This is a genomic window from Gallibacterium genomosp. 3 (assembly GCF_001678475.1).
GTDB lineage: Bacteria > Pseudomonadota > Gammaproteobacteria > Enterobacterales > Pasteurellaceae > Gallibacterium > Gallibacterium faecale.
Genome location: NZ_JTJR01000026.1, coordinates 105,798 through 130,647 on the forward strand (window position 1 = coordinate 105,798; position 24,850 = coordinate 130,647).

General features: G+C 38.4%; 15 protein-coding genes. 9 read left to right on the plus strand and 6 right to left on the minus strand.

What is annotated here, in order from left to right; genetic code table 11:
• Window positions 1-361: 361 nt before the first annotated feature.
• Both QV06_RS06925 and QV06_RS06930 read left to right on the plus strand, forming a co-directional pair.
• Window positions 362-1,807, plus strand: coding sequence for an ESPR domain-containing protein (locus tag QV06_RS06925; RefSeq protein WP_065237504.1), 1,446 nt, complete (start codon window positions 362-364; stop codon window positions 1,805-1,807).
• The gene (locus QV06_RS06930; protein ID WP_065237505.1) at window positions 1,782-9,254 is read left to right on the plus strand and encodes an autotransporter-associated beta strand repeat-containing protein; all 7,473 of its coding nucleotides are present in this window, start codon (window positions 1,782-1,784) and stop codon (window positions 9,252-9,254) included. Before QV06_RS06925 ends, QV06_RS06930 begins: the two co-directional genes overlap by 26 nt.
• Before the next feature lie 97 nt (window positions 9,255-9,351).
• Here QV06_RS06930 and ruvB read toward each other — a convergent pair whose 3' ends face one another.
• Together ruvB and ruvA are read right to left on the minus strand one after the other, a co-directional pair.
• Window positions 9,352-10,353, minus strand: coding sequence for a Holliday junction branch migration DNA helicase RuvB (gene ruvB, locus QV06_RS06935; protein WP_065237506.1), 1,002 nt, complete (start codon window positions 10,351-10,353; stop codon window positions 9,352-9,354).
• Between the two features lie 18 nt (window positions 10,354-10,371).
• A complete protein-coding gene (gene ruvA, locus QV06_RS06940) occupies window positions 10,372-10,989 on the minus strand; it encodes a Holliday junction branch migration protein RuvA (RefSeq protein WP_065237507.1) in 618 nt (205 codons plus the stop codon).
• A 182-nt stretch (window positions 10,990-11,171) separates the two neighbouring features.
• Between ruvA and QV06_RS06945 the strand changes: the two genes are divergently transcribed.
• The 4 genes from QV06_RS06945 to gorA all read left to right on the plus strand — a co-directional run bounded on the left by QV06_RS06945 (window position 11,172) and on the right by gorA (window position 14,981).
• Window positions 11,172-12,068, plus strand: coding sequence for a DMT family transporter (locus QV06_RS06945; RefSeq protein WP_065237508.1), 897 nt, complete (start codon window positions 11,172-11,174; stop codon window positions 12,066-12,068).
• 61 nt (window positions 12,069-12,129) lie between these two features.
• A complete protein-coding gene (locus QV06_RS06950) occupies window positions 12,130-12,672 on the plus strand; it encodes a methylated-DNA--[protein]-cysteine S-methyltransferase (RefSeq protein ID WP_065237509.1) in 543 nt (180 codons plus the stop codon).
• A 10-nt stretch (window positions 12,673-12,682) separates the two neighbouring features.
• Window positions 12,683-13,525, plus strand: coding sequence for a 23S rRNA (adenine(2030)-N(6))-methyltransferase RlmJ (locus QV06_RS06955; protein ID WP_065237510.1), 843 nt, complete (start codon window positions 12,683-12,685; stop codon window positions 13,523-13,525).
• Window positions 13,526-13,631: 106 nt separating this feature from the next.
• Window positions 13,632-14,981 carry a glutathione-disulfide reductase gene (gorA, locus tag QV06_RS06960; RefSeq protein ID WP_065237511.1) on the plus strand — a complete coding sequence of 450 codons (1,350 nt, stop codon included), beginning with the start codon at window positions 13,632-13,634 and terminating at the stop codon, window positions 14,979-14,981.
• Window positions 14,982-15,050: 69 nt separating this feature from the next.
• Here the strand turns inward: gorA and sucD are convergent, their stop codons facing one another.
• The 4 genes from sucD to sucA form a co-directional block, all read right to left on the minus strand.
• A complete protein-coding gene (gene sucD / locus QV06_RS06965; RefSeq protein WP_065233791.1) occupies window positions 15,051-15,920 on the minus strand; it encodes a succinate--CoA ligase subunit alpha in 870 nt (289 codons plus the stop codon).
• Window positions 15,920-17,086 carry an ADP-forming succinate--CoA ligase subunit beta gene (sucC, locus tag QV06_RS06970; protein WP_065237512.1) on the minus strand — a complete coding sequence of 389 codons (1,167 nt, stop codon included), beginning with the start codon at window positions 17,084-17,086 and terminating at the stop codon, window positions 15,920-15,922. Before sucC ends, sucD begins: the two co-directional genes overlap by 1 nt.
• 73 nt (window positions 17,087-17,159) lie before the next feature.
• A complete protein-coding gene (gene odhB / locus QV06_RS06975; RefSeq protein WP_065237513.1) occupies window positions 17,160-18,362 on the minus strand; it encodes a 2-oxoglutarate dehydrogenase complex dihydrolipoyllysine-residue succinyltransferase in 1,203 nt (400 codons plus the stop codon).
• A gap of 29 nt (window positions 18,363-18,391) precedes the next feature.
• Entirely contained in the window at window positions 18,392-21,190 is a 2,799-nt protein-coding gene (gene sucA, locus QV06_RS06980; RefSeq protein ID WP_065237514.1) for a 2-oxoglutarate dehydrogenase E1 component, read from the minus strand.
• A gap of 360 nt (window positions 21,191-21,550) precedes the next feature.
• On the opposite strand from sucA, the gene QV06_RS06985 reads away from it, so the two are divergent.
• From QV06_RS06985 to QV06_RS06995, 3 genes are all read left to right on the plus strand, one after another.
• On the plus strand, window positions 21,551-22,840 hold the full coding sequence (locus QV06_RS06985; RefSeq protein ID WP_065237515.1) for a citrate synthase: 1,290 nt from the start codon (window positions 21,551-21,553) through the stop codon (window positions 22,838-22,840).
• A 209-nt stretch (window positions 22,841-23,049) separates the two neighbouring features.
• Window positions 23,050-23,625, plus strand: a complete 576-nt coding sequence (locus tag QV06_RS06990) for a TetR/AcrR family transcriptional regulator (protein ID WP_065237516.1) — start codon at window positions 23,050-23,052, stop codon at window positions 23,623-23,625.
• Window positions 23,626-23,655: 30 nt separating this feature from the next.
• Window positions 23,656-24,846, plus strand: coding sequence for an efflux RND transporter periplasmic adaptor subunit (locus tag QV06_RS06995; RefSeq protein ID WP_065237517.1), 1,191 nt, complete (start codon window positions 23,656-23,658; stop codon window positions 24,844-24,846).
• Window positions 24,847-24,850: the final 4 nt, after the last annotated feature.

A 24,850-nucleotide genomic window follows, 5' to 3' on the forward strand; every position in this document is an offset into this window, starting at 1 on the left:
TTGTTCACCAATCCTTTTCTTTGGCAAAAAACGTGCAAATTCTATAGAAACTTCCTTTCGTTTGCAAGAGGTTGAGAAGAAATATATTATCCATATCAATAAGTAAGTTTTAATTTATAAAGTTAAAAAAGATATTATTTCAGAATGGATTTTTACTACAGAAATAGTATCAATAAAAACAAATAAAATTATAACCTATTGCAACAATAGCAATTAAATTACTAATTTTCTTGTAATAATTTAAATAACTGATAGAATCTTCCGCTTTTCGATAATAAACAACCGTTAATTTGATTATATTGAGATTTTTAATCATTAGGTTTACTTCATTATTGATGATAATAAATCAAAGGATTGACATATGAATAAAATTTATCGTGTTGTATGGAATGCAACGTTGGGGTTATGGCAGTGTGTATCAGAACTTACACCTGCTAAGGGGAAAACAAAGTCTAGTAAAAAAATAGTTAATAAAAGCAAGAAAATTACTTTTATTCTTTCTACTATAATTTCTTTATTACCTGTGCATGAGAGTTTGGCGCAAGTTGTTGCTGGTGGGGGAGTAGCAGTTAGTGATAACAATCTTTATATAGGATCCATATATAACACAGGAACCATTACTGCAATTGGAATTAGTGGCTTAGATCAATTTGTACGAGAAGTAAAAGCACAATCATGGTCTAAGGGAAGGACTTTTTCTAATATTAAGCTTAGTGTTTGGAATAATGATAAACCTAATGGAACAAACACCTTTAATGTTCAAGATGGAACAACAATAAGCACCCCACTTATTGAAGTTGGTGCAACTTCTCATTCCAGTTTGAACGTCCTGAGAAATTCCTCCCTCAATGCCTCAAGCTTTACTACAAGCTCAGGCAAGAATATAAATATAAAGGTTCAAAGTAATAGTTTATTGTCTATATCATATGGGAGAATTTCACAATTAACACTTTTAGTGGATAATAAATCTACATTTCAATTATCACAAGGACAGATCAATAATTCATCATTAAAGTTTACTAATAACGGTGCTCAATTAAGCAATATAGCAGGTAATTTTAATAGAAGTAGTTTAAATTTAACCAACTCCACAGTTAAATTAATTAATAATTCAACGTTTGCTAATTCTTCTTCCGTTAAACTTAATGCAAATGCAACATTAGACCTCACTAACGGTTTAACTTTAACTAACTCTAGCCTAAATCTTAATGGCGGGACACTTGCTGCCAGTGAAACGGGTACGATTACGACCACATCAGAGGCTGCACCAATCAATTTACAAGCAGATTCAACTATTGATGTTGCTGAGGGCAAAACATTAACATTAGACAATAAGAGTGTTATTTCAGGTAGCAGTAATTTAAGTAAAACAGGTAATGGCACCTTAATTTTTGGTGCTGATAATATCTACACAGGTGCAACCAATGTTAATGCAGGTACTTTGCAATTAGGAAATGGTGCTGCCACTGGTGATCTTGCTACTGAAAGTAATATTACTTTAGCAAACGATACCACCCTAGCACTTAATCATGGTGCTAATGATTACATATTAGATAATGCTATTTCAGGTGCAGGGAAATTAATCCAATTAGCAGACAACTCAGGAACTACTACTATTACCAAAGATAGCAGTGACTTTACTGGCAATGTAGAGATCAATGCTGGTATCTTGCAAGTTGGTGATGGTGGAGAAACTGGTGATATTGGTAATGGTACAGTTACTATTGCTTCAGGTGCTGGATTAAAAATCAACCGTTCAAATTCTTATAACTTAGATAATATTGTTACTGGGGGGGGGGTATCTTGAGCAAGCAGGCAGTGGCACCACTTCTCTAGTCGATGGTAAAACCTATGATTATTCAGGTAAAACCATTGTATCGGGTGGTGAACTTGATATTGTTGCCAATACCAGTATCACTCAGACCAGCGATGTTTTAATTGATAACCAAGCTATCTACGATGCTACTCAAGGCGCTAATCAAGCGAAATTAACCGTTAATGGGACATTAACCACAGCCAATAATGGTGATGTGGAGATCAATAGCGGCTTATTGACCGTCAATGGTACGGCAACGGTTGGTAATATCAAATCAACCGATACTGAGGGTACAAAATTAGCTACAGTCAATGTCGCAAGTGGTGGCACATTAACCACAAATTTAACTGACGGCGATGTTTTATTCCAAAACTTTAAATCTACCCCTGCACCAGATATCGTAACCATTGATGGCACGTGGAATGCTAATGTTGCGAGCGGTACAGTGGCACAAGAAGCCGATGCCGCATTCACTGGGTCGGGTAAATTGGTTAAACAAGGTGCAGGGCAATTAACCCTGAATGCCGATAACAGCATTGGTAATCTTGATATTGATGATGGGAAAATTGCTGTTTCAGCGGATAAAAGTTTAACAGTTACCAATACCATTAATATTGGTAATAATGTAGGCAAACCAAAATCAGCAGGGTTAGAAGTTAATGGTTCTGTAACAGCGAATGATATCAATATTAAATCAGATGGCGACTTAGCCAATAAATCTAGCGGCAGTGTTACAGTCAATAACAATCTCACTATAGAAAATGGTGGGAATGCCAACAATGAAGGAACACTTAACGTTACGCAAAATTTAGCTGTGAATGGCGGTACATTGGCATCATCTGGCACCACAACAGCAGGGACATTAACAGTTAATCAAGGTACCAATACAGACGGCACTACCCGCCAAGGTGAAGTCAATATCACAGGTGGTACAACCACAGCGACAACCACTACGGTAAATAGCGGAACAATAACGGCATCGGGTGCAGATACGACGTTTAACGCTGGAGCGATGACAGTCGGTGATAAGACAGGGGATACTGGAAGTGCTAGTGTGGTAGTTAAAGACGGTGCAACCGCTAAAGCCACGAGTGTAACCATTGAAGGCGATGATGGTAAGGTTGATATTCAAGCTAACAGTACCTTAACAGCGGCAAATGGTGAAGCACCTGCGAATATTAAAGTCAATGGTGGTGAACTCGCGGTATCGGGTACAGTTAATGCGAAAAATATTACTTCAGATAGCGCTACGGCTGACGATAAAAATGCCAAAGTGAGTATTGCGGGGACGGTCAATTTAAAACCGACAGCAGGCGATACCTTGTTTTCAGGTTTTAATACTGAACAAGGTGATAACATTGGTTTATCTGGTAATTTAAATGTTGATGTTGCAGAGGGCGTTTCTGTTGCTCAAGATAGCAATGCCAATATCACTGCACTGAATGATGCTAAAGGTACTCTGAATAAGAAAGGTGCTGGAACGCTTACATTGACTGCAAGTAATACACTTGCCACCACCAATGTGGAAACAGGAACCTTAGCTAATACAGGGACATTGAATAGTGATACCACTAACATTAACGATGGAAAACTGAGCAATACAGGTACATTAAGCAGTACAGAGATTAATGTAGGCGATGGAAAGGGCGGTGCGACAACCGCAACTTTAGAAAATAGTGGTACAGGTAGCATTACTAGCACAACAGTGAATGTTAAAGCAGATGGTAAGTTAAGTAATACTGCAACTGATGACAAAGCTACAACGGATAAGCAAGAAGGTATCAAGGTAACTGGTACACTGAATGTTCAAGGCGGACAAGTTGAGTCTTCAGGTAGCACCAATATAGGCACTTTAACTATTGATAAAGGCATTCGTACAGAAGGTGCTGATGGCGCTTCAACAGAAACTGCGGGTTCAGTTTCTATTACTGGTGGCGATACTACGGTTGCAACAACGCAGATTAATGATGGTGCGATGAACGTTTCTGGCGGTAAATTAAATGCTGGTGTAGTTATCGTTGGAGATGGAGACGATAAAAATACCGCAAATAATGCAGCCTCATTGAATATTACAGGCGGTGCGGTTGAAGCAACTAGCGTAACGGTGAATCGTGATGGTGGTTTGACCAATAGTGCTACTGATAATCCAGATATAGCCGATGTTCAAGAGGGCTTAAACGTTACAGGTGCATTAACAGTCAATGGTGGCTCAGTCACTTCATCGGGTACAACCAATGTTGCAGGGGCAATGACCGTAGAAAGCGGTAATGTCAATGTAACAGGTGGCACAACAAGTGCAGGTTCAACCACCATTAAAGATGGTGAGGTTGCTGTATCAGGCGGTAAATTAAATGGTGGTGCTATTACTGTTGGTGACAATGATGGCACAGCTACAAATGATGCTGCAAAATTAACAATCTCGGATACTGGTGCTGTTGAAGCCGATAGTGTAACAGTTAAAAATGATGGTAATTTAACCAATAATGCAACGGATAATCCAGATACAGCCGATGTTCAAGAAGGTTTAAAAGTTACGGGTGAACTAAAAACTGAGGGCGGTACGATTAATTCTGCTGGTACAACAACAGCAAATGATTTAACCGTTGATGGTGGTGCTGTAAATGTAACAGGTGGTAAAACTGATGTAACCACGACAAACTTAAATGATGGAACCGTTAATGTAGCAAGCGGCGCTACTTTAGATAGTGATACCTTAAATGTCGGTAATGAAGACAATGGTACTCCAAATACCGCAACCTTAACCAATAGCGGTACGGTAACCAGTCAAACGGTGAATATCAAAAGAGATGGCAAATTAGCGAATACAGGTTCATTAGGTACTGAGGATTCGCCAATTACCGATATTAATGTCCAAGGCGGTACATTCAATTCAACCGGCACAACTCAAGCAACGAACTTAACAGCCAGTGCAGGTACAGTCGCCTTAGGTGCAGGAAGCAATACCTCGCTCACTAAACTAGATATAAGCGGCGGTGATGTAGATATTGCTGGTACAGTTTCTGCTCCAACTACCAACATTAGCGGTGGCGATGTTGATGTTAATGCGAATGGTAAACTTGACACCACCAATATCGCCATTAGTGGCGGTACAGTTGATGTTAATAATGACGGAACAATTACCGCAACAAACTCAGCTAACTTGTCTGGTGGTACAACTACCGTTCATCAACGCGGTACTTTTGATTTAAGCCCTAATGGCGACCTGACTTTATCAGGGGGTGATCTCACTTCTGATGGTACAGTGAAAGCAGATGAAATCACGGTTAATAATGCAGAAAGTAATCTAACGCTTAATGCAGCGACTACAGCCAATAAACTTACGGCAAGTGCGGGTACTGTAGATTTAGGGGCTAGTAGTACAACCAATATTACGGGTGAATTAAAAGCCAATGGCGGTACAATCAATTCTGCTGGTACAACGACAGCAGGTAGCTTAACCGTAGATAACGGTAGTACAGTAAATTCCTCTGGAACAACTACAATTAATAACGCAATTACAGTAGAAAATGGAACTGTTAATGTTACTAATGGCACTACCACAGCAGCAACAACCTCGATTAAAGATGGTTCTGTTTCTGTATCTGGCGGTACGCTAAATGGTGGTGATATTACGGTTGGAAACAATGATGGAACAGCAGTAGCTGATGCAGCCAAACTCATTATTTCTAACAACGGTGCCGTTGCAGCCAATAATATTACTGTAAACAATGATGGCGCATTAACTAACACTTCTAATGTAGAAAACGGTCTAAACGTTACTAATGATTTAACTGTCAATAGTGGTACGGTTACTTCATCAGGCGCAACCACTGTCGGTGGAGATTTCAGCGTTAGCAATCAAGGGCAAGCTACTCTCTCTGGTAAAACGGCAGTAACTGGTGATCTGAAAGCGGATAATGCCACTATCAATTCATCAGGCACAACTACAGCTAACTCTTTAACCGTTGATAACAAAGGTGCTGTTAATATTACTGGCGGTACTACTCGTGCTAACTCCACCTCCATTAAAGACGGTGCAGCGCATATCTCTGATGGAGCTACCTTAAATGGGGGTACCGTTGCTGTTGGCGATGGAATAGGCAATACAGGAACAGCAAGCCTAACCAATGACGGAACTGTTAATGCAAGTAGTATCACAGTCAAATCTGATGCAATCCTGACAAATAATAAAGCAGATGATCCAACAACAGACAATAACGAAGGTATTAATGTTACAGATGAATTAAAAGTAGAAAGCGGTACTTTAGCCTCTTCAGGTAGCACAAAAGCAGATACTTTAACTGTAACTAAAGCGGATAATGCAACACAATCAGGTACCGTGAATATTACTGGTGGTACAACCAAAGCGAATACCACCGCTATTCAAGAGGGGGCTATCTCTGTAGAGGCAGCAGGTACTCTGAATGGTGGCGATATTACTGTGGGCGATAAGGATAGCGATACTGCAACCTTAACGATAGATGGTAAGGTAGATGCCACAAGCCTTACCGTGAATGGTAATGATGGAACCGTCAATGTTAATGAATCAGGTCAATTAGGCGCTAGTTCACCTATTGGCTCTGTTAATGTTGATGGTGGTACGTTAAATTCATCAGGTACAACCAAAGCGAATACTTTAACTGTAGATCATAACGGTACGGTGAACGTTAATGGCGGTACAACCAAAGCTGATAATACCGATATTCATGATGGTGCATTGAATGTCGCAAGTGATGCAACCTTAGATGCAGGCAGACTCACTGTAGGTAATAGGGATGGCGAACCAAGTACCGCATCGCTTAATGCAGGTGGAACGGTAAAAGCAACCGATTTAGTGGTGAATCAAGATGGTAATATTGCGGTGAATAATGGTGCTACAGTAACTGCAACAAGCAGTGCGAAAGTAGCTGGCGGCACTATCGCAATTAACCAAGGCGGTATCCTAAATTCTGGTGAGCGTGGTGAACATAACTTAGTTGTTGATTCTGGTCGTGTTACAGTTGATGGTACTTTGAATGCGAAAAATATCACCTCAGACCCTGCAATAGCGGGTGATGGTGAAGATGCGAAGATTACTGTCGGCAGCACAGGTATACTTAATCTTAAACCAGCAAATGGGGAACAATTATTCTCAGGGCTGGATACCACTCAAGGTGATGTCATCGAGATTAATGGAGCATTAAATGTAGCAATTGATTCAGGTAGCACTGTGGAGCAAGCGCCGAATGCGGCGATAGCTGGCACAGGTTCATTGAATAAAAATGGTTTGGGTGGCTTGGTATTGAAAGCACCAAGCAACGCCATTAGCACAGTGAATGTCAATGATGGTGAATTAACTGTTGATCAAGGCTCAAAACTCACGACAGATACCCTCAATGTGGGCAACGGTGATGACCAATCTGCTACGGTAAATATTAATGGTGAAGCAGCCGTTACCGCCGATGTGAATATCGCTAAAGACGGTACTTTAAACGTAGGCGATGCTTCTGGCTCAACTGCTGCGGGTAAATTGGATGCGACAAATCCGATTTCTATGAATGGCGGTACACTTAATGTCAATCCAAATGCAACATTGACTACCCCTAATATCGTGAGTCCAGATGCTAATGACAATGAAGCATCAATAATCAATGTCGCCAACAATGCCACATTAAACCTTAATCCAACAGACGGAACACCGCTCTTTGAAGGCTTAAATAGTACGCCAGATGGCAAGGATACTATCAATATAGATGGCACACTCAATCTTGATGTGGCTTCAGGTAGCATCACACAGCCAGTATCAGCGCCCATCACAGGCGTGGGTACATTGAATAAAAATGGTAATGGAACCTTTGAAGTAAAAGCCGATAATCCATTTGCAGGTCAAGTGAATGTTAATGAAGGTAAGCTCCAAATGACAGAGGGCGGAAAGCTAGGGCAGGCAGATGTTACAGTGAAATCAGGAGCAACTTTAGCGGTAGATACACAAGGTACCTCGCTTGGAAGTTTAACACTTAATGGCGCACTTAATATAATTGCTACGCCAACAGGTCATAGCCAAATTAATATAGCTCGTAATGCTGATACCGCTAACGGTATCCTATTTATTGATATTGCGGGTAGCGATGAAGATGCTCTTGCCAAAGTAAAGCTAGATAACATTCTTCAAGCTGACACTTTTAAACATAAACAACCTGATGGAACATATATAGACATTAATAAAAATAATCCATTCTCTGATTATAGCGACAATAGTGAACTCTTTAATTTTGTTCCTCAGATTTCTCCAGATGGGAAGTCAATTAATCTTATTCCAACACCAGCTACAAAATTAGTTGATATTGCAAAAATGTTTAATCTAAAACGAGCATTAGGCGCTGCAACAGCTTTAGATGCTAACTTTGAACGAGCACCTAAAAATGAACTCTCACAATGGTTCTATCGAACACCAAACAAGCAAGAATCAGCTTCTCGATTATTAGATGCTTTACCATCTTTAATTGCAGCTAGTGGTCAAGTAGTAGCAAATACTAGCAAACGGTTAGCTAATTTAGCACCTCTTTATGAGCGCTGTTATACTATCCAGCAACCAGAACAGGATAAGCATTTATGGGTGAAACCATTTGGTCGTTGGGCAACTCAACAGGCTTATTATGGTGCCACAGGCTATCAAGGAGAAAGTTATGGCTTTGCTGTCGGATTAGAAAAATGTCGTCATCAATCTCGCTTAGGAGTGATGATAGGTTATGCTTATGACCATATCCATAGCAACAAGTCTATTTCAAACCAACGTTTACGTGCAGATACCATTCAAGCAGGTCTTTATGGTAATACACCAATTAGTACTGTTGCAGATTTAGACTTTAAAGCAGGTATTGGCTATAGTGATATTAGTTCTACACGTTATATCAGTTTTGCTAACCATTCTATGCAAGGAAACTATGTCAATAAGATAGGTTATGCTGCAGTTGGGCTTAACTTTAATGCCTATACTTCTCAACAATTTGAAATCAAACCTTTTATACGCCTTGATTATCAAGTTGTGCGTCATAACAACTTCTCTGAAATAGGAACAAATACGAAAGGAGGAACTGATTCATTAGACCCTAGCGTATTACATCTTCATGTTAATGCAGGAACTTACCAGTCATTTATTAGTCAGGTAGGTATGGGAGTATATGCTCGTCTTACTGAGAAACTTACCCTTAATTCACGACTTGGGATTGGTTATGACTTAATTGGTGAGCCAGCTTCTATACAAGCTGCCTTTATAGGGGCATCTGACTTGAAGTTCACTACTGAAAGCGCTAGTCACGGTCGTATTAATAGTGAAGTTAGCTTGAATATAAGTTATCAGCTTTCTCCTATGGCGACCATTTCCGTGGGATATGATGCAACTGCACGTAAAGGCTATATTGAACATAACCCAACGGTATCGTTCAAAATGACATTTTAGTTCCATAACACGATAATAATAACAATAGATACCCGAAAAATTCACGCCACGTTTGTGGCGTGTTTTTCTCACTTCTGCATCATAAGATTAATCTTGCTTAAACTTGAGCTAATCCAAAATGACGATAAGTATGAGAGGTGGCAATTCTGCCTCTTGGAGTACGTTGTAAAAAACCTTGCTGAATAAGATAAGGTTCTAAAACATCTTCGATTGTTTCTTTTTCTTCACCAATCGCTGCGGCAAGATTATCTAAACCTACTGGTCCACCATCAAAGCGTTCAATAATCGCCATCAACAATTTACGATCCATAAAATCGAAACCTTCTGAATCAATATCCAGCATATTCAACGCCAGTTTAGCGATTTCTGCAGAGATAAAACCACCATTTTTGACATCTGCATAATCACGCACACGGCGTAATAGACGATTTACAATTCGTGGTGTACCACGAGAACGGCGAGCAATTTCATGTGCAGCTTCATCTGCAATCTGTAAATTAAGGCAGTTTGCACTACGCATAACTATCGAGGTGAGATCGGGAATAGAATAAAATTCTAAACGTTGCACAATACCAAACCGATCGCGTAACGGTGAAGTGAGTGAACCTGCTCTTGTCGTTGCACCAACTAATGTAAAGGGAGGCAGATCTAATTTGATCGATCTTGCAGCTGGCCCTTCACCAATCATAATGTCTAACTGGTAGTCTTCCATTGCTGGATACAACACTTCTTCTATTGCTGGAGATAAACGGTGAATTTCATCAATAAATAGCACATCATGAGGTTCAAGATTGGTCAGCATTGCTGCTAGGTCACCCGCTTTTTCTAAAACAGGACCTGATGTTGTACGAATATTAACCCCCATTTCATTAGCAACAATATTTGCTAATGTCGTTTTCCCTAACCCTGGTGGGCCAAAAATTAACAGATGATCCAGTGCATCTTGACGCATTTTTGCCGCTTTAATAAAAATATCCATCTGCTCACGTACGTGTGGCTGGCCAACATAATCTTCTAGTAATTTTGGGCGAATAGCTCGGTCAATATACTCTTCTTCTGCTTTGGCTGTTGGGCTGATAATACGATCTACTTCAATCATCTTTTATACCGTTTCTAATCACAATGCATTCTTTAATGCTTCACGAATTAATTGTTCACTATTTAGATCAGGTTGGGCAACGTGTTTCACCATTTTTTCTGCATCAGCTGGTTTATAACCTAACGCAATCAAGGCAGAAATCGCATCATCAGCTGGAGAAGTTTCAGTTGCCAAACTTTGTTCCATTGTTGTGGTACCCACTTTCTGCTCAATAAAGAAATCTTGATTACGGTACTGTTTAAATTTCCCTTTTAGTTCGACTAATAAACGTTCTGCTGTTTTCTTTCCTACCCCAGGAATTTTCACTAATTTAGAGAGTTCTTCATGCTCTATTGCATAAGAAAATTCATTCACTGACATTGCCGATAAAATCGCTAATGCTAATTTTGGGCCAACACCATTGGTTTTAATTAATTCACGGAATAAGGTACGATCCTGCTTTTGGTAAAATCCAAATAATAAATGTGCATCTTCTCTTACTACAAGATGTGTATAAAGTGTTGTTTCCATATTTACTTCTGGTAAATGATAGAAACTGGTCATTGGTAATAACAATTCATATCCCACCCCATTTACATCTAATAAAATTTCTGGTGGCGATTTTTCTAATAGAATGCCTCGTAAATGCCCAATCATACTCAACCTCACAAAAAAAACTGCTGCATAGCATACAAGAAAACTGTATAAACATCCAGTAACTTTGCCAGTTCTCTTTGCGCTATGACAATAATTGGTAAATTCTTACTGAAAAGGGTTTTACAGGCTTTTTCGGAATACCGATAATACACAATTAACGATAAAAGAATATGGATATACAAATGAAAAATATTGATGGTATTGGTGAGATAATTCTGTTTTTTGTTTCAATTTTAGCGGCATTGGGTTGGTTCTTTTCTAAATATGCTTTAGTCGGTTTTCCTCCAGTGGGTTTTATTGGATTGCGTTTCTTTTCTGCTGCACTTCTCTTTTTTCCCTTTGCATATCCACAACTAAAACGCTTAACTCGCTCTGAGATTATTCGTGCCTTTGCTACTGGATTATTTTTTGCTATCTTTATGGCAACTTGGATTATGGCAATTACCTTTAACAATAATCTTGGCTCAGGTGCATTTTTATTAAGTGTATCTATGTTGCTTGCACCATTGATTTCTTGGCTTGTATTCCGCAATAAACCATTACGCACATTCTGGATCGCTTTACCGACCGCACTTTGTGGTGTCTATCTACTCGCTAATTCAAAAGGTGATTTCCATTTCTCAGTTGATAGCTCGCTATATTTACTCGCTTCGTTATTTTCTGCGATCTATTTTGTATTACATAATCAATATTCTAAATCCATTCCACCTTTACCATTAACTACATTACAGCTTGCCGTAGTTGGCGTACTATGTCTTTTCTACTCTTTACTCACCGAACAATGGCAAAGTGATATTCCTTCTTCTGCGATTTGGTGGTTAGCGACTAGCGTATTAATTGGTACCAATTTCCGTTATATGTTACAAACGATCGGGCAGCGTTATTGTCATATTGCAAATGCTTCCATTATTATGCTATTAGAGCCAGTTTGGACGATTATTTTAAGTGTCATTCTATTAGGCGAACAACTTAGTACGATTAAAATTATCGGCAGTATCTTGATTTTATCCGCTTTATTAATTTATCGAATTCAAAATTTAATTGGTTTATTCAAAGGTAAAAATCGACAATCTACTTGAGAAATTTAGTATTTCTTCGCAAAATAACGCCTTTTTCTAACCACCTAATCAAGAGGGGAAAATGAAAGAACACATCTTTTTACACACAATAGATTCCCCAGTAGGGAAACTACAATTACTTGCCCATCAACATCATTTAGTTGGAGTGCTATTTGAGCGCGAAAACGAAATCACTCAACCTCATTGGCTGTGTGGTCGTGATCACCCAGTTTTGCAACAAACAGAACAAGCATTAACTCGCTATTTTTCTGGTGAGCATCAAGCATTTACATCATTACCATTAAAATTATTAGGTACAGATTTTCAACAGGCGGTTTGGCATCAATTATTACAAATTCCTTTTGGACAAACTGCAACTTATGCCGATATTGCCCAACGTATTGGAAAACCAAAAGCAGTACGTGCGGTTGGTGGCGCTGTAGGGCGTAATCCGATTAGTATTATTGTGCCTTGCCACCGTATTTTAGGAAAACAACAACAATTAACTGGTTTCGGTGGTGGTTTACCGATAAAACGTTATCTATTACAACATGAAAACATTACATTCATTGATAAAGGGATAGAATTTGTCAATCCTAAACATTGGAAAAGATTAGAAAAATAAGAGGATATTTATGTTAAGTTATCGCCACAGTTTCCATGCTGGCAACTATGCTGATGTGTTAAAACATATTGTGCAATTACTCATTCTGGAAGCATTACAGCAAAAAGAGAAAGGATTCCTGTATCTTGATACTCATGCTGGTGCTGGATTGTACTCTTTACAAAGTTTTGAAGCAGAAAAAACAGCTGAATTTACTGAAGGTATTGGTTATTTATGGGAACGTGATGATTTACCTGAGATTATTAGCCATTATCTACAACAAGTTAAACAGGTTAATCCAAAAGATAAACTCAACTTTTATCCAGGTTCTCCTTTATTAGCGGCTAACTTATTGCGTCCTCAAGATCATGCTATTTTAACTGAACTGCATCCTAGCGATTATCCACTATTACGTAAAAATATGCAGAAGTTCAGTAATATCCAAGTCAAACGTGAAAATGGATTCCAACAATTAAAATCTGCCTTGCCACCAAAAGAGCGTCGTGGGTTTGTGTTAATTGATCCTCCTTATGAATTAAAAGAAGATTATCAACTGGTTGTTGATGCAATTGTGGAAGGCTATAAGCGTTTTGCCACTGGAACATATGCAATTTGGTATCCTGTCGTATTACGACAACAAATTAAAAAGATGATTCATGCCTTTGAAGCAACACAAATCCGCAAAATTCTGCAAATTGAATTAGGTATCCGTCCAGATTCTACTCAACGAGGTATGACAGCAAGCGGCATGATTGTCATTAATCCACCTTGGAAATTAGAAAGCCAAATGCAAGAAATTCTGCCTTACTTAAGTGAAGTATTAGCGCCAGCAGGTACTGGGCATTGGTCAGTAAATTGGATTACACCTGAATAAATCACTCTTACCAATCAAACCGATTTATGCTAACAGTTAGCCTAATCAAAGAAAATTCGCCAAAATAAAGGCACTTAAAAAAACGTATCAATACGGAGAAATTACGATGAAAGAATATGATTATATTGCAATTGGAGGCGGTAGTGGTGGTATCGCTTCAATCAACCGTGCAGCAAGCTATGGTCAAAAATGTGCCATTATTGAAGCCAAATATCTTGGTGGAACCTGTGTTAATGTAGGTTGTGTACCGAAAAAAGTAATGTGGTATGGAGCACAAATCTCAGAAGCGATTAATCTATATGCGCCTGACTATGGTTTTGATATCACTGTTAACCGTTTTGATTTTGCTAAATTACGTGAAAGCCGTGAAGCTTATATTGATCGTATTCATCAATCTTATGAACGCGTATTAGGCAATAACAAAGTTGATGTCATTCGTGGTTTTGCAAAATTCGTTGATGCGAATACCGTTGAAGTTAATGGCGAGCTAATTAAAGCAAAACATATTTTAATTGCAACTGGCGGTCGTCCAAGTCACCCAAATATTGAAGGTGCCGAATACGGTATTGATTCAGACGGTGTATTTGCCTTAACTGAATTACCAAAACGTGTTGCTGTGGTTGGTGCTGGTTATATTGCTGTTGAATTAGCGGGTGTATTACATAATCTTGGTGTAGAAACCCATCTTTTTGTTCGTAAACACGCACCATTACGTAATTTTGATCCTTTAATTGTTGATACTTTAGTAGAAGTCATCAACAACGAAGGCCCAACTTTACACACTCAGGCAATTCCACAAAAAGTTGTTAAAAATGCTGATGGTAGTTTAACGCTCTTCTTAGAAGATGGTCGTTCACAAACCGTTGATTGTCTTGTCTGGGCAATTGGACGTGTCCCAATGACTGATAATTTAAATCTTGAAGCAGCCGGTGTGAAAACTAATAGCAAAGGATTTATCGAAGTCGATAAATATCAAAATACTAATGTAAAAGGTATTTATGCTGTTGGTGATAATACAGGTGCTGTGGAACTTACACCTGTTGCCGTTGCTGCTGGACGCCGTTTATCTGAACGTCTATTTAACAACAAACCAACTGAACATTTAGACTATAACTTAATTCCAACGGTTGTTTTCAGCCATCCACCAATTGGTACAGTCGGTTTAACTGAACCACAAGCAATCGAGCAATATGGTGCTGAACATGTGAAGGTGTATAAATCTACCTTTACTTCTATGTACACTGCTGTTACCCAACATCGTCAACCATGTCGGATGAAATTAGTTTGCGCCGGTGATGATGAAAAAATTGTTGGCTTACATGGGATTGGTTTCGGTGTGGATGAAATGATTCAAGGTTTTGCGGTAGCAATTAAAATGGGTGCAACCAAAAAAGACTTTGATAATACAGTAGCAATCCACCCAACGGGTTCAGAAGAGTTTGTTACAATGCGTTAATCTTCTCTATCTCGATAACAAAAAACCGCCTAAAATGGCGGTTTTTTATTTTAAACAATAAGGTTAAGTTTAACCTAATAACTCACGTAATGCCTTACCGATATCAGCCAAGCTACGTACAGTTTTCACGCCTGCAGCTTCAAGTGCAGCATATTTTTCATCTGCAGTACCTTTACCACCACTGATAATTGCACCTGCGTGTCCCATACGTTTACCTTTTGGTGCAGTTACACCTGCGATATAAGACACAACTGGTTTAGTCACGTGTTGTTTAATATAGGCAGCCGCTTCTTCTTCAGCAGAACCACCAATTTCACCGATCATCACAATTGCTTTAGTTTCAGGATCAGCTTCAAATAATTTTAAGATATCAATAAAGCTTGAACCTGGAATTGGGTCACCACCGATACCAACACAAGTAGATTGACCATAACCTTCATCCGTAGTTTGTTTTACAGCTTCATAAGTTAAAGTACCTGAACGAGAAACAATACCAATACTACCTTTTTTATGGATATGTGCTGGCATAATCCCAATTTTACATTCACCCGGTGTAATCACGCCTGGGCAGTTAGGTCCAATCATTCGTACACCAGTTTGATTCAATTTTTGTTTTACTACTAACATATCCACTGTTGGAATACCTTCGGTAATACAAACAACTAATTGAATACCAGCATCAATCGCTTCTAAAATAGCATCTTTACAACCTGGTGCAGGCACATAGATTACAGAGGCTGTTGCACCTGTGGCTTCTACTGCTTCACGTACAGTATTGAATACTGGTAAGCCTAAATGGGTGGTTCCCCCTTTATTCGGTGATACCCCACCAACAAGTTGTGTACCATAAGCTAAAGCTTGTTCTGAGTGGAATGTTCCTTGGCCGCCAGTAAAGCCCTGACAAATTACTTTAGTATTTTTATCAATTAAAATAGACATTATTTTTCCTCCGCAGCTTTAACCACTAATTTCGCCGCTTCTGTTAATGAATTAGCAGCCATAATTGTAAGTCCACTATTTGCTAGAATTTCACGACCTAATTCCGCATTATTCCCTTCTAATCTCACGACAACTGGTACATTAATACCGACTTCTTTTACTGCATCAATAATACCGTTCGCAATGAGATCACAGCGTACAATACCTCCAAAGATATTTACTAATACAGCTTTTACATTCTTATCTGAAAGGATAATTTTGAATGCAGTCGCAACACGTTCTTTGGTTGCACCACCACCAACATCAAGGAAGTTTGCTGGATTACCACCATGTAATTTAACAATATCCATAGTTCCCATAGCTAAACCTGCACCATTCACCATACAACCAATATTGCCATCAAGTGCAACATAGTTAAGTTGTGACTCTTCAGCCTCTGCTTCACGTGGATCTTCTTGGCTTAAATCACGCATTGCGAGTAAATCTGGATGACGATAAAGTGCATTACCATCAATGACAACTTTCGCATCTAAACAGTGCAACTTATCATTATCTAAAATTACTAATGGGTTGATTTCTAATAATGCTGCGTCTTTTTCAATAAAGAGTTTAGTTAATTGGCAGAACATTTGGGTAAATTGTTTAGTTTGCTCTGGATTTAACCCTAATTTAAATGCCAACTCACGACCTTGGTAAGGCATACCACCAATCAATGCATCAACATAAACTTTATGTAATAAATGCGGTGTTTTTGCCGCAACTTCTTCAATATTTACGCCACCTTCGGTTGATGCCATAAATACGACTGATTGTGATGAACGATCAATTACCATACCAACATAGAGTTCTTTTTTGATATTTGATGACTGTTCAACATAAATTGTATTTACTGGCTGACCATTTGCATCTGTTTGGAAAGTAACCAAACGTTTGCCTAACCAGAGATCAAAAAATTCTGCGACTTCTTGCTCTGAACGCACGAGTTTTACCCCGCCAGCTTTACCACGTCCACCAGCATGAACTTGACATTTTACCACCCATTCATTGCCGCCTAATGTTTTCATTGCTTGTAAACCTTCTTCTAGGTTTTGGCAAGCGATCCCTTTACTCACAGGTAATTTGTATTCAGCAAAAATTTGCTTACTTTGATATTCATGTAAATTCATGCTTTCTCCTATTGATTGCGTACCTGCCATAACCCTATGGCAGGTATTAAGTAAAATGTGATGATTAGTGAGATTAAATTTCTAATAAAATACGTGTTGGATCTTCTAATAACTCTTTAATTGTGACTAGGAAACCAACTGACTCTCTACCATCAACTAAACGGTGATCGTATGACAACGCAAGATACATCATCGGACGAATTTCCACTTGGCCATTAACAGCGACTGGACGATCTTTGATGGCGTGCATACCTAAAATTGCACTTTGTGGTGGGTTAATGATTGGTGTTGACATCAATGAACCGAAGACACCGCCATTAGTAATAGTGAAATTACCACCCGTTAAGTCTTCAACAGTTAATTTTCCGTCACGACCTTTTTCAGCTAACAGTTTAATTTGTTTTTCAATTTCAGCCATACTGAGTTGGTCACAATCACGTAATACTGGAGTAACTAAACCACGTGGTGTTGAAACGGCAATACTAATATCAAAGTAATTGTGATATACGATATCATCGCCATCTAAAGACGCATTGATTTCTGGGTAACGTTTTAATGCTTCAACAACCGCTTTCACATAGAAAGACATAAAACCTAAACGTACACCATGTTTTTTCTCGAATTGCTCACCATATTGTTTACGTAATTTTTTGATTGGTGTCATATCCAATTCATTGAACGTAGTAAGCATTGCTGTACTATTTTTCGCTTCTAATAAGCGTTCTGCGATACGTTTACGTAAACGTGTCATTGGTACACGTTTCTCACTGCGTGCAGCTAATACTGGCGCCACTTCTGCTGCGGCCGGTGCTGAGCTATTAGAAGCAGCATAAGCTTCAACATCTTCACGAGTTAAACGACCGCCAACACCCGATCCTTTAATTTTACTTGGATCGAGCTCTTTTTCTGCTAATAGACGACGAACTGCTGGGCTTAATGCATCATTTGAACTTTCTGGTTCAATCGCCGCATGCTGACGATCTGCTGGTGTTGGCTCAGTTTTACTTACACTCGTTTTTGTTTCTTCGCCTTCTTTCACTTCACGAAGTTTACCCAATAATTGTTTACTAACAACTGTTGCGCCTTCTTCTTCAACAATACTGTCTAAGACACCATCAATACTCGCAGGAACTTCTAACACAACTTTATCGGTTTCAATTTCAACAAGCACTTCATCACGTTTAACAAAATCACCTGCTTTTTTATGCCAAGTTGCTACAGTTGCATCTGCAACGGATTCAGGCAAATCAGGAACAACAATTTCAACATTACTCATTTATATATCCTCTACTTAGTTAGATTCTGTTATTCAATAGTTAACGCATCATCAATCAACGCTTTTTGTTGTTTGACGTGTAATGACATATAACCAACCGCTGGCGATGCAGATGCTGGACGTCCTGCATAACGCAACTTCGCTCCTTCAGGTAAAGAAGCATAGAAATTATGTTGACTACAATACCAAGCTCCTTGATTTTGTGGTTCTTCTTGACACCATACAAAATCAGTTACATGTTGATAATCAGATAAAATTTCTTTCATTTCTGCGTGTGGATAAGGATAAAGTTGTTCAATACGAATTAATGCAATATCCGTAATTTCACGTTTACGTCTTTCTTCTAATAAATCGTAATAAACCTTACCTGAACACAACACAACACGTTTCACTTGTTTTGGATCTAAATTATCAATTTCACCAATTGCATTCTTAAATTCGCCGTTATATAGCTCATCCATTTCAGAAACCGCAAGCGGATGACGCAATAAAGATTTTGGTGTAATCACAATCAACGGACGACGGACTTTACGCAATAGCTGGCGTCTTAACATATGATAAACCTGTGCTGGTGTTGAAGGGACACACACTTGAATATTATCTTCTGCACAAAGTTGTAAATAACGTTCTAAACGAGCAGATGAATGTTCTGGACCTTGGCCTTCATAACCATGTGGCAACAACATAACCAAACCACACATTCTTCCCCATTTTTGCTCACCTGAACTGATGAATTGATCAATTACCACTTGAGCAACGTTAGCAAAATCACCAAATTGTGCTTCCCATAGCGTTAATGTTCTTGGGGTTGTTGTTGCGAAACCGTACTCAAACGCTAATACAGACTCTTCTGAAAGCACCGAATCCCATACTTCAAATTCACCCTGTTGATCATGTAGATGTTGTAATGGAGTATAAGTCGTACCATTTTCTTGGTTATGCAATACCGCATGACGGTGGAAGAAAGTACCGCGTCCAGCGTCTTCACCTGATAAGCGGATATGATTTCCTTCATCTAAAAGAGTTGCATACGCCATAGATTCAGCCATTCCCCAGTCAAATGGTTTTTCACCTCGTGCCATTGCTTGACGATCGGTATAAATTTTTGCTACACGGCTTTGTAGCGGGTGATCTTCTGGATATTCACTAATTTTATGTGCTAAGGCTTTAAAGCGTTCTTCTGGGAATTTACTTTCATAAGGAGATGTCCAGCTATGATTTAAATATGGCAACCAGTCGATCTTATTCATATCAATTGGAATATACTCTGGAACGACACATTCCCCTTTATCTAAGGCATCACGATAATCATTAACAAACACATTCGCTTCTTCCTCAGTAATGACTTTTTGTTCAACTAAGAAATCAGCATACACTTTACGGGGGGTTGGATGACCTTTGATTTTCTTATACATCAATGGTTGAGTTGCTGAAGGTTCATCTGCTTCATTATGACCATGACGGCGATAAGAAATTAAATCAATAAAAATATCACGTTTAAATTTTGTACGATATTCAACTGCAATACGTCCTGCAAATGCAACTGCTTCAGGATCATCACCATTAACATGGATAATTGGTGCTTGGATCATCTTCGCAATATCTGTGCAATATTCGGTTGAACGAGTATCGTGCGGATTAGAAGTAGTAAAACCAATTTGGTTATTGATGACAATACGAATTGTACCGCCTACGGTATAGCCACGAGTTGCCGACATATTTAAAGTTTCTTGTACAATACCTTGTCCTGCAACCGCTGAGTCACCATGTACTGTCACCGCCAATACATTTTTACGTTCGGTATCATGCCCACGATTTTGTCTTGCACGTACTGAACCGATGACTACTGGGCTAACAATTTCTAAATGAGATGGATTAAAAGCTAATGCTAAATGAACATATCCTTCATCAGTAGCAAAATTTGATGAGAAACCTTGGTGATATTTTACGTCACCTGTTCTATTGATAGCGTGCTTACCTGCAAACTCATCAAATAACTCACTTGGTTTTTTACCAAGTACATTCACTAACATATTCAAACGACCACGATGTGCCATTCCCATAATGACATCTTTTACACCTTGCTTACTTGCATGGCGAATAATCTCTTTCATCAATGGAATAAAGGCATCACTTCCTTCTAGCGAGAAGCGTTTTGCACCTGGAAATTTCGCACCTAAATAACGTTCTAAACCATCTGCAGCGGTTAATTCTTTTAAGAAAGTTAATTGTTCTTCTTTAGTAAACAATGGTTTATTTAATACACTTTCAATTTTTTCTTGTAACCAACGACGGATTTCAATATCCGTAATGTGCATAAACTCTAAACCGATATGACCACAATAGGTTTCTTTTAACGCTTTATTAATTTCACGTAATGTCATGCTCTCTCGTTGATACACATAGTGACCAATATTAAAGCGTTCATCTAACTCTTCATCCGAGAAACCATGATAATGAAAATCTAATTCATCAATTTCTGGACGATTCCACATTTTTAATGGGTCTAGATCAGCATTTAGATGTCCACGAAAACGATAGGCATTAATCCATTGTAATAAGCGAACTTGTTTCGCCCCAGCTTCAGGATCAATCACAGTTTGTTGATTACGGCGACCTTCACTCGCTAAACGGCGGAAATAATCTTTTATTGGAGCGTGAGGCTGATCATTTTCTGTCTTCCATTGCTGGAAGATTGACTGCCATTCGGAGGAAACACTATTTGGGTCGGTTAAATAAGATTCATAAAGATCTTCAATATAAGATTGGTTGGCGCCTCCAAATGCGGTTGAGGCTAACCAAGCCTTCATTGTATTGTTAGATTGCATTAAATAAGTCCTTCATTTTTTACTTACAACAGTTGTACTACAACTTTTTTACTATGTTATAAAGCAATAATTAAATTTAATATTCACCTTATAAAATAGCTAGAAGATTCACTCTAAATTGGAGTATGCTTATTATCAACTATAAAAAAATTATTTTCTGTGACATTTGTTACATTTTTAACAAAAACAAAACAAACAATTCTAAAAATTTTTTGATCTACCTCTAATTTTAAAAAAAAACTAAAGACTATTCAAAAATAATAATGATATATTGCATAACAAGTTATTAACATATATGTAAATCAACTCACAATATCATACTGACTTATTTCTAAAAATGACAATAGAAGGAGGATTAATATGTCAGAAGAACTTACCGCAAAATTAACGCTTGGTGATGGACGTGAATATGACTTACCAGTACATAAAGCAACATTAGGCTATGATGCAGTTGATGTCCAATCCTTAACCTCACAAAAACTTTTCACTTTTGACCCAGGACTAATGTCCACCGCCACTTGTAAATCATCTATTACTTATATCGATGGCGATCAAGGAATTTTATTACACCGCGGTTATCCAATTGACCAACTCGCAGAAAATGCAGATTATTTAGAGGTTGCTTATTTACTTCTTTTCGGCGAACGCCCTACCCCAGAACAACATAAAGAATTTACTCAATTAGTTAAAAAACATACTCTCGTTCATGAACAACTTAGCCGTTTCTTCCACGGTTTCCGTCGTGACTCTCACCCAATGGCAGTAATGTGTGGTGTTAGTGGAGCATTGGCAGCATTTTATCATGATTCTATTGATGTTCGTGATGTAAGACACAGAGAATTAACCGCAATTCGTTTATTGGCTAAAATGCCAACCCTGGCGGCGATGTGTTATAAATATTCTATCGGTCAGCCATTTATGTTCCCACAAAACCACCTCTCTTATGCAGGTAACTTCTTATATATGATGTTTGCAACACCATGCGAACCTTATGTCGTTAATCCTGTATTAGAAAGAGCGATGGATCGTATCTTTATTCTTCATGCTGACCATGAACAAAATGCTTCTACTTCAACTGTGCGTACTGCGGCTTCTTCTGGTGCCAATCCATTCGCTTGTATCGCTGCAGGGATTGCTTCACTTTGGGGACCAGCTCATGGTGGTGCAAATGAAGCTTGTATCAATATGTTAGAAGAAATTGGTACTGTGGATCGTATCCCTGAATTTATTGCACGTGCTAAAGATAAAAATGATCCATTCCGTCTCATGGGATTCGGTCACCGTGTATATAAAAACTATGACCCACGTGCCAAAGTAATGCGTCAAACCTGTCACGAAGTATTACAAGAGTTGAAGATTGATAATCCATTATTCGATGTGGCAATGGAATTAGAACGTATTGCGTTAAATGACCCATACTTCATTGAGAAAAATCTCTATCCAAATGTGGACTTCTACTCAGGTATTATCTTAAAAGCAATCGGTATCCCAACTTCAATGTTTACTGTAATGTTTGCTTTAGGCCGTACCGTAGGTTGGATTGCTCACTGGAAAGAAATGTATAATCAAGGCAACTTCAAAATTGTTCGTCCTCGTCAAATTTATACTGGCGAACCTCAACGTAATTTTGAACCAATGGATAAAATTTAACTTCCTCCTACCTTGATGTTTACCCACACTTTTAGCAATAAAAGTGTGGGATTTTTTTATTCTATTTACACTATTTTTTATTGCTTTTATCTACTTGCATACCTGAACTGACAAGCTGTTTTCCTCGAATAAAACCTTGACTTTGATCACAAAAAAAATAAAATGAACGAACGTTCATTCATAGCCAATAGGAGGAGAAAATAAAGCAGATGACAGCAGAAAATGAAATGCTTCAGCAAATTTTTCATTCTACTGAAAAATTAATTGCTCAATATGGTATTCACCAACTTTCTATGCAAAAAATTGCAAAAGAAGCTGGAATTGCTGCCGGTACAATCTACATCTATTTCAAAAGTAAAGAAGAATTATTGCGTCGCTTAGCATTCAATATTTTTCAGCAAGTACAAGAATGTATTGATCGCGGAGTAAATCCTGATATGCCTCTCTTTGAACAATATCGTCAGATGTGGTGGAATATTTGGCATTTTCTCCATAATAACCCTCAAATTATTCTGAACGTCAATCAATACAAAGCGTTACCTGATTTTTATGAAATGACAAGAGAGTGTCATAACCCAGAAGAAGACGCTTGGTTTAAATTTGTACGCCAAGGCCAACAATCTGGTCAATTAGCCAACCTACCAAAAGAAGTCTTATTCAGTTTAAGCTTGGAAAGTGCTTTTAAGATGGTTGAGAAGGATCTGCATTTACATATCAAAACGGATCCTGAGATGTTAGAAAAAGTGATTCAACATAGCTGGAATGCGATTTTACCACTTGCCTAATAATTTATTATTTTATACGGAGAAACTTAAATGACTGAAATTCAGGCTACCAAGCCTAGTCGTTCAAAGCGCTTTATAGTCAAAGTCGTTTTATTAATTGTAATCTTAATCTTTGCCGTTGTCATTGGTTTAAATATTCTTAAAAAAGTAAAAACTAATGAATTCTTGGCAAATATGCCGCCCAATATCACTCCTGTGACCGCTGTGAAAATTGAACCTCAGGATTGGATTCCAGTATTAAACAGTACTGCCCTCATTCGTCCTAATCAAGGCGCAATGTTGAGTGCACAATCAACAGGTACCATTCAAAGTGTCAATATTCAATCTGGTCAAAAAGTGAAAAAAGGTCAGGTCTTAGTTGAATTAGATAATTCTGTTGAAAAAGCAAATCTTGTTGCTTCAGAAGCTAAACTCCCTGCAGCAAAATTAACTTACCAACGTTATCTCTCTTTAGCAAAAACAAATAGTGTATCAAAAACAGAGTTAGATAATGCTAAAGCAGAATATGAAAATTTAGTTGCTACGATTAATGCACTCAAAGCAACTATTGCACGTCGTCAAATTATTGCGCCGTTTGATGGTGAAGCTGGGATCGTGAAAGTCAATGTCGGTGAATATGTTACTGCTGGTACTGAAATCGTACGTGTTGAAGATCGTAGTAAAATGAAAGTGAATTTTGGGATTTCCCAAGATCAACTCAGTCAATTACATCTACAACAACAAGTAAAAGCCACCACAGATGTCTATCCTGATGAAACCTTTAATGCTGAAGTCACAGCCATTGAACCAGCAATTAATAAATCAACCGGTTTAGTCGAAGTTGAAGCAACGTTTGAAGGAAATAGCAAACTCCTTTCAGGGATGTTCGTACATATCCGTGTTGAACGTAAAACTGAATCTAATCAAATCGTCGTTCCACAAGTTGCAATTAGTTACAATATGTATGGCGAAACAGCTTATATCCTTGTTCCTTTAACTGATGAAGACAAAGCAAAATTGGGAGATCAACCTTTAGATAACGTGTATAAAGCACAACAAATTACTGTGCAAACTAAAGATCGTCGTAGTGTATATGCACAACTTGCTCACAATGAGGCTCTTAAAGCTGGAACCTTTATCATCACTGGCGGTTTACAAAATGTTTCTGGCGGTAGTTATGTAAAAGTTGTTGATAAACCAATTATTGGGGCAACTGAACCAGAAAATAAAAGTAATCTTTAAGCAT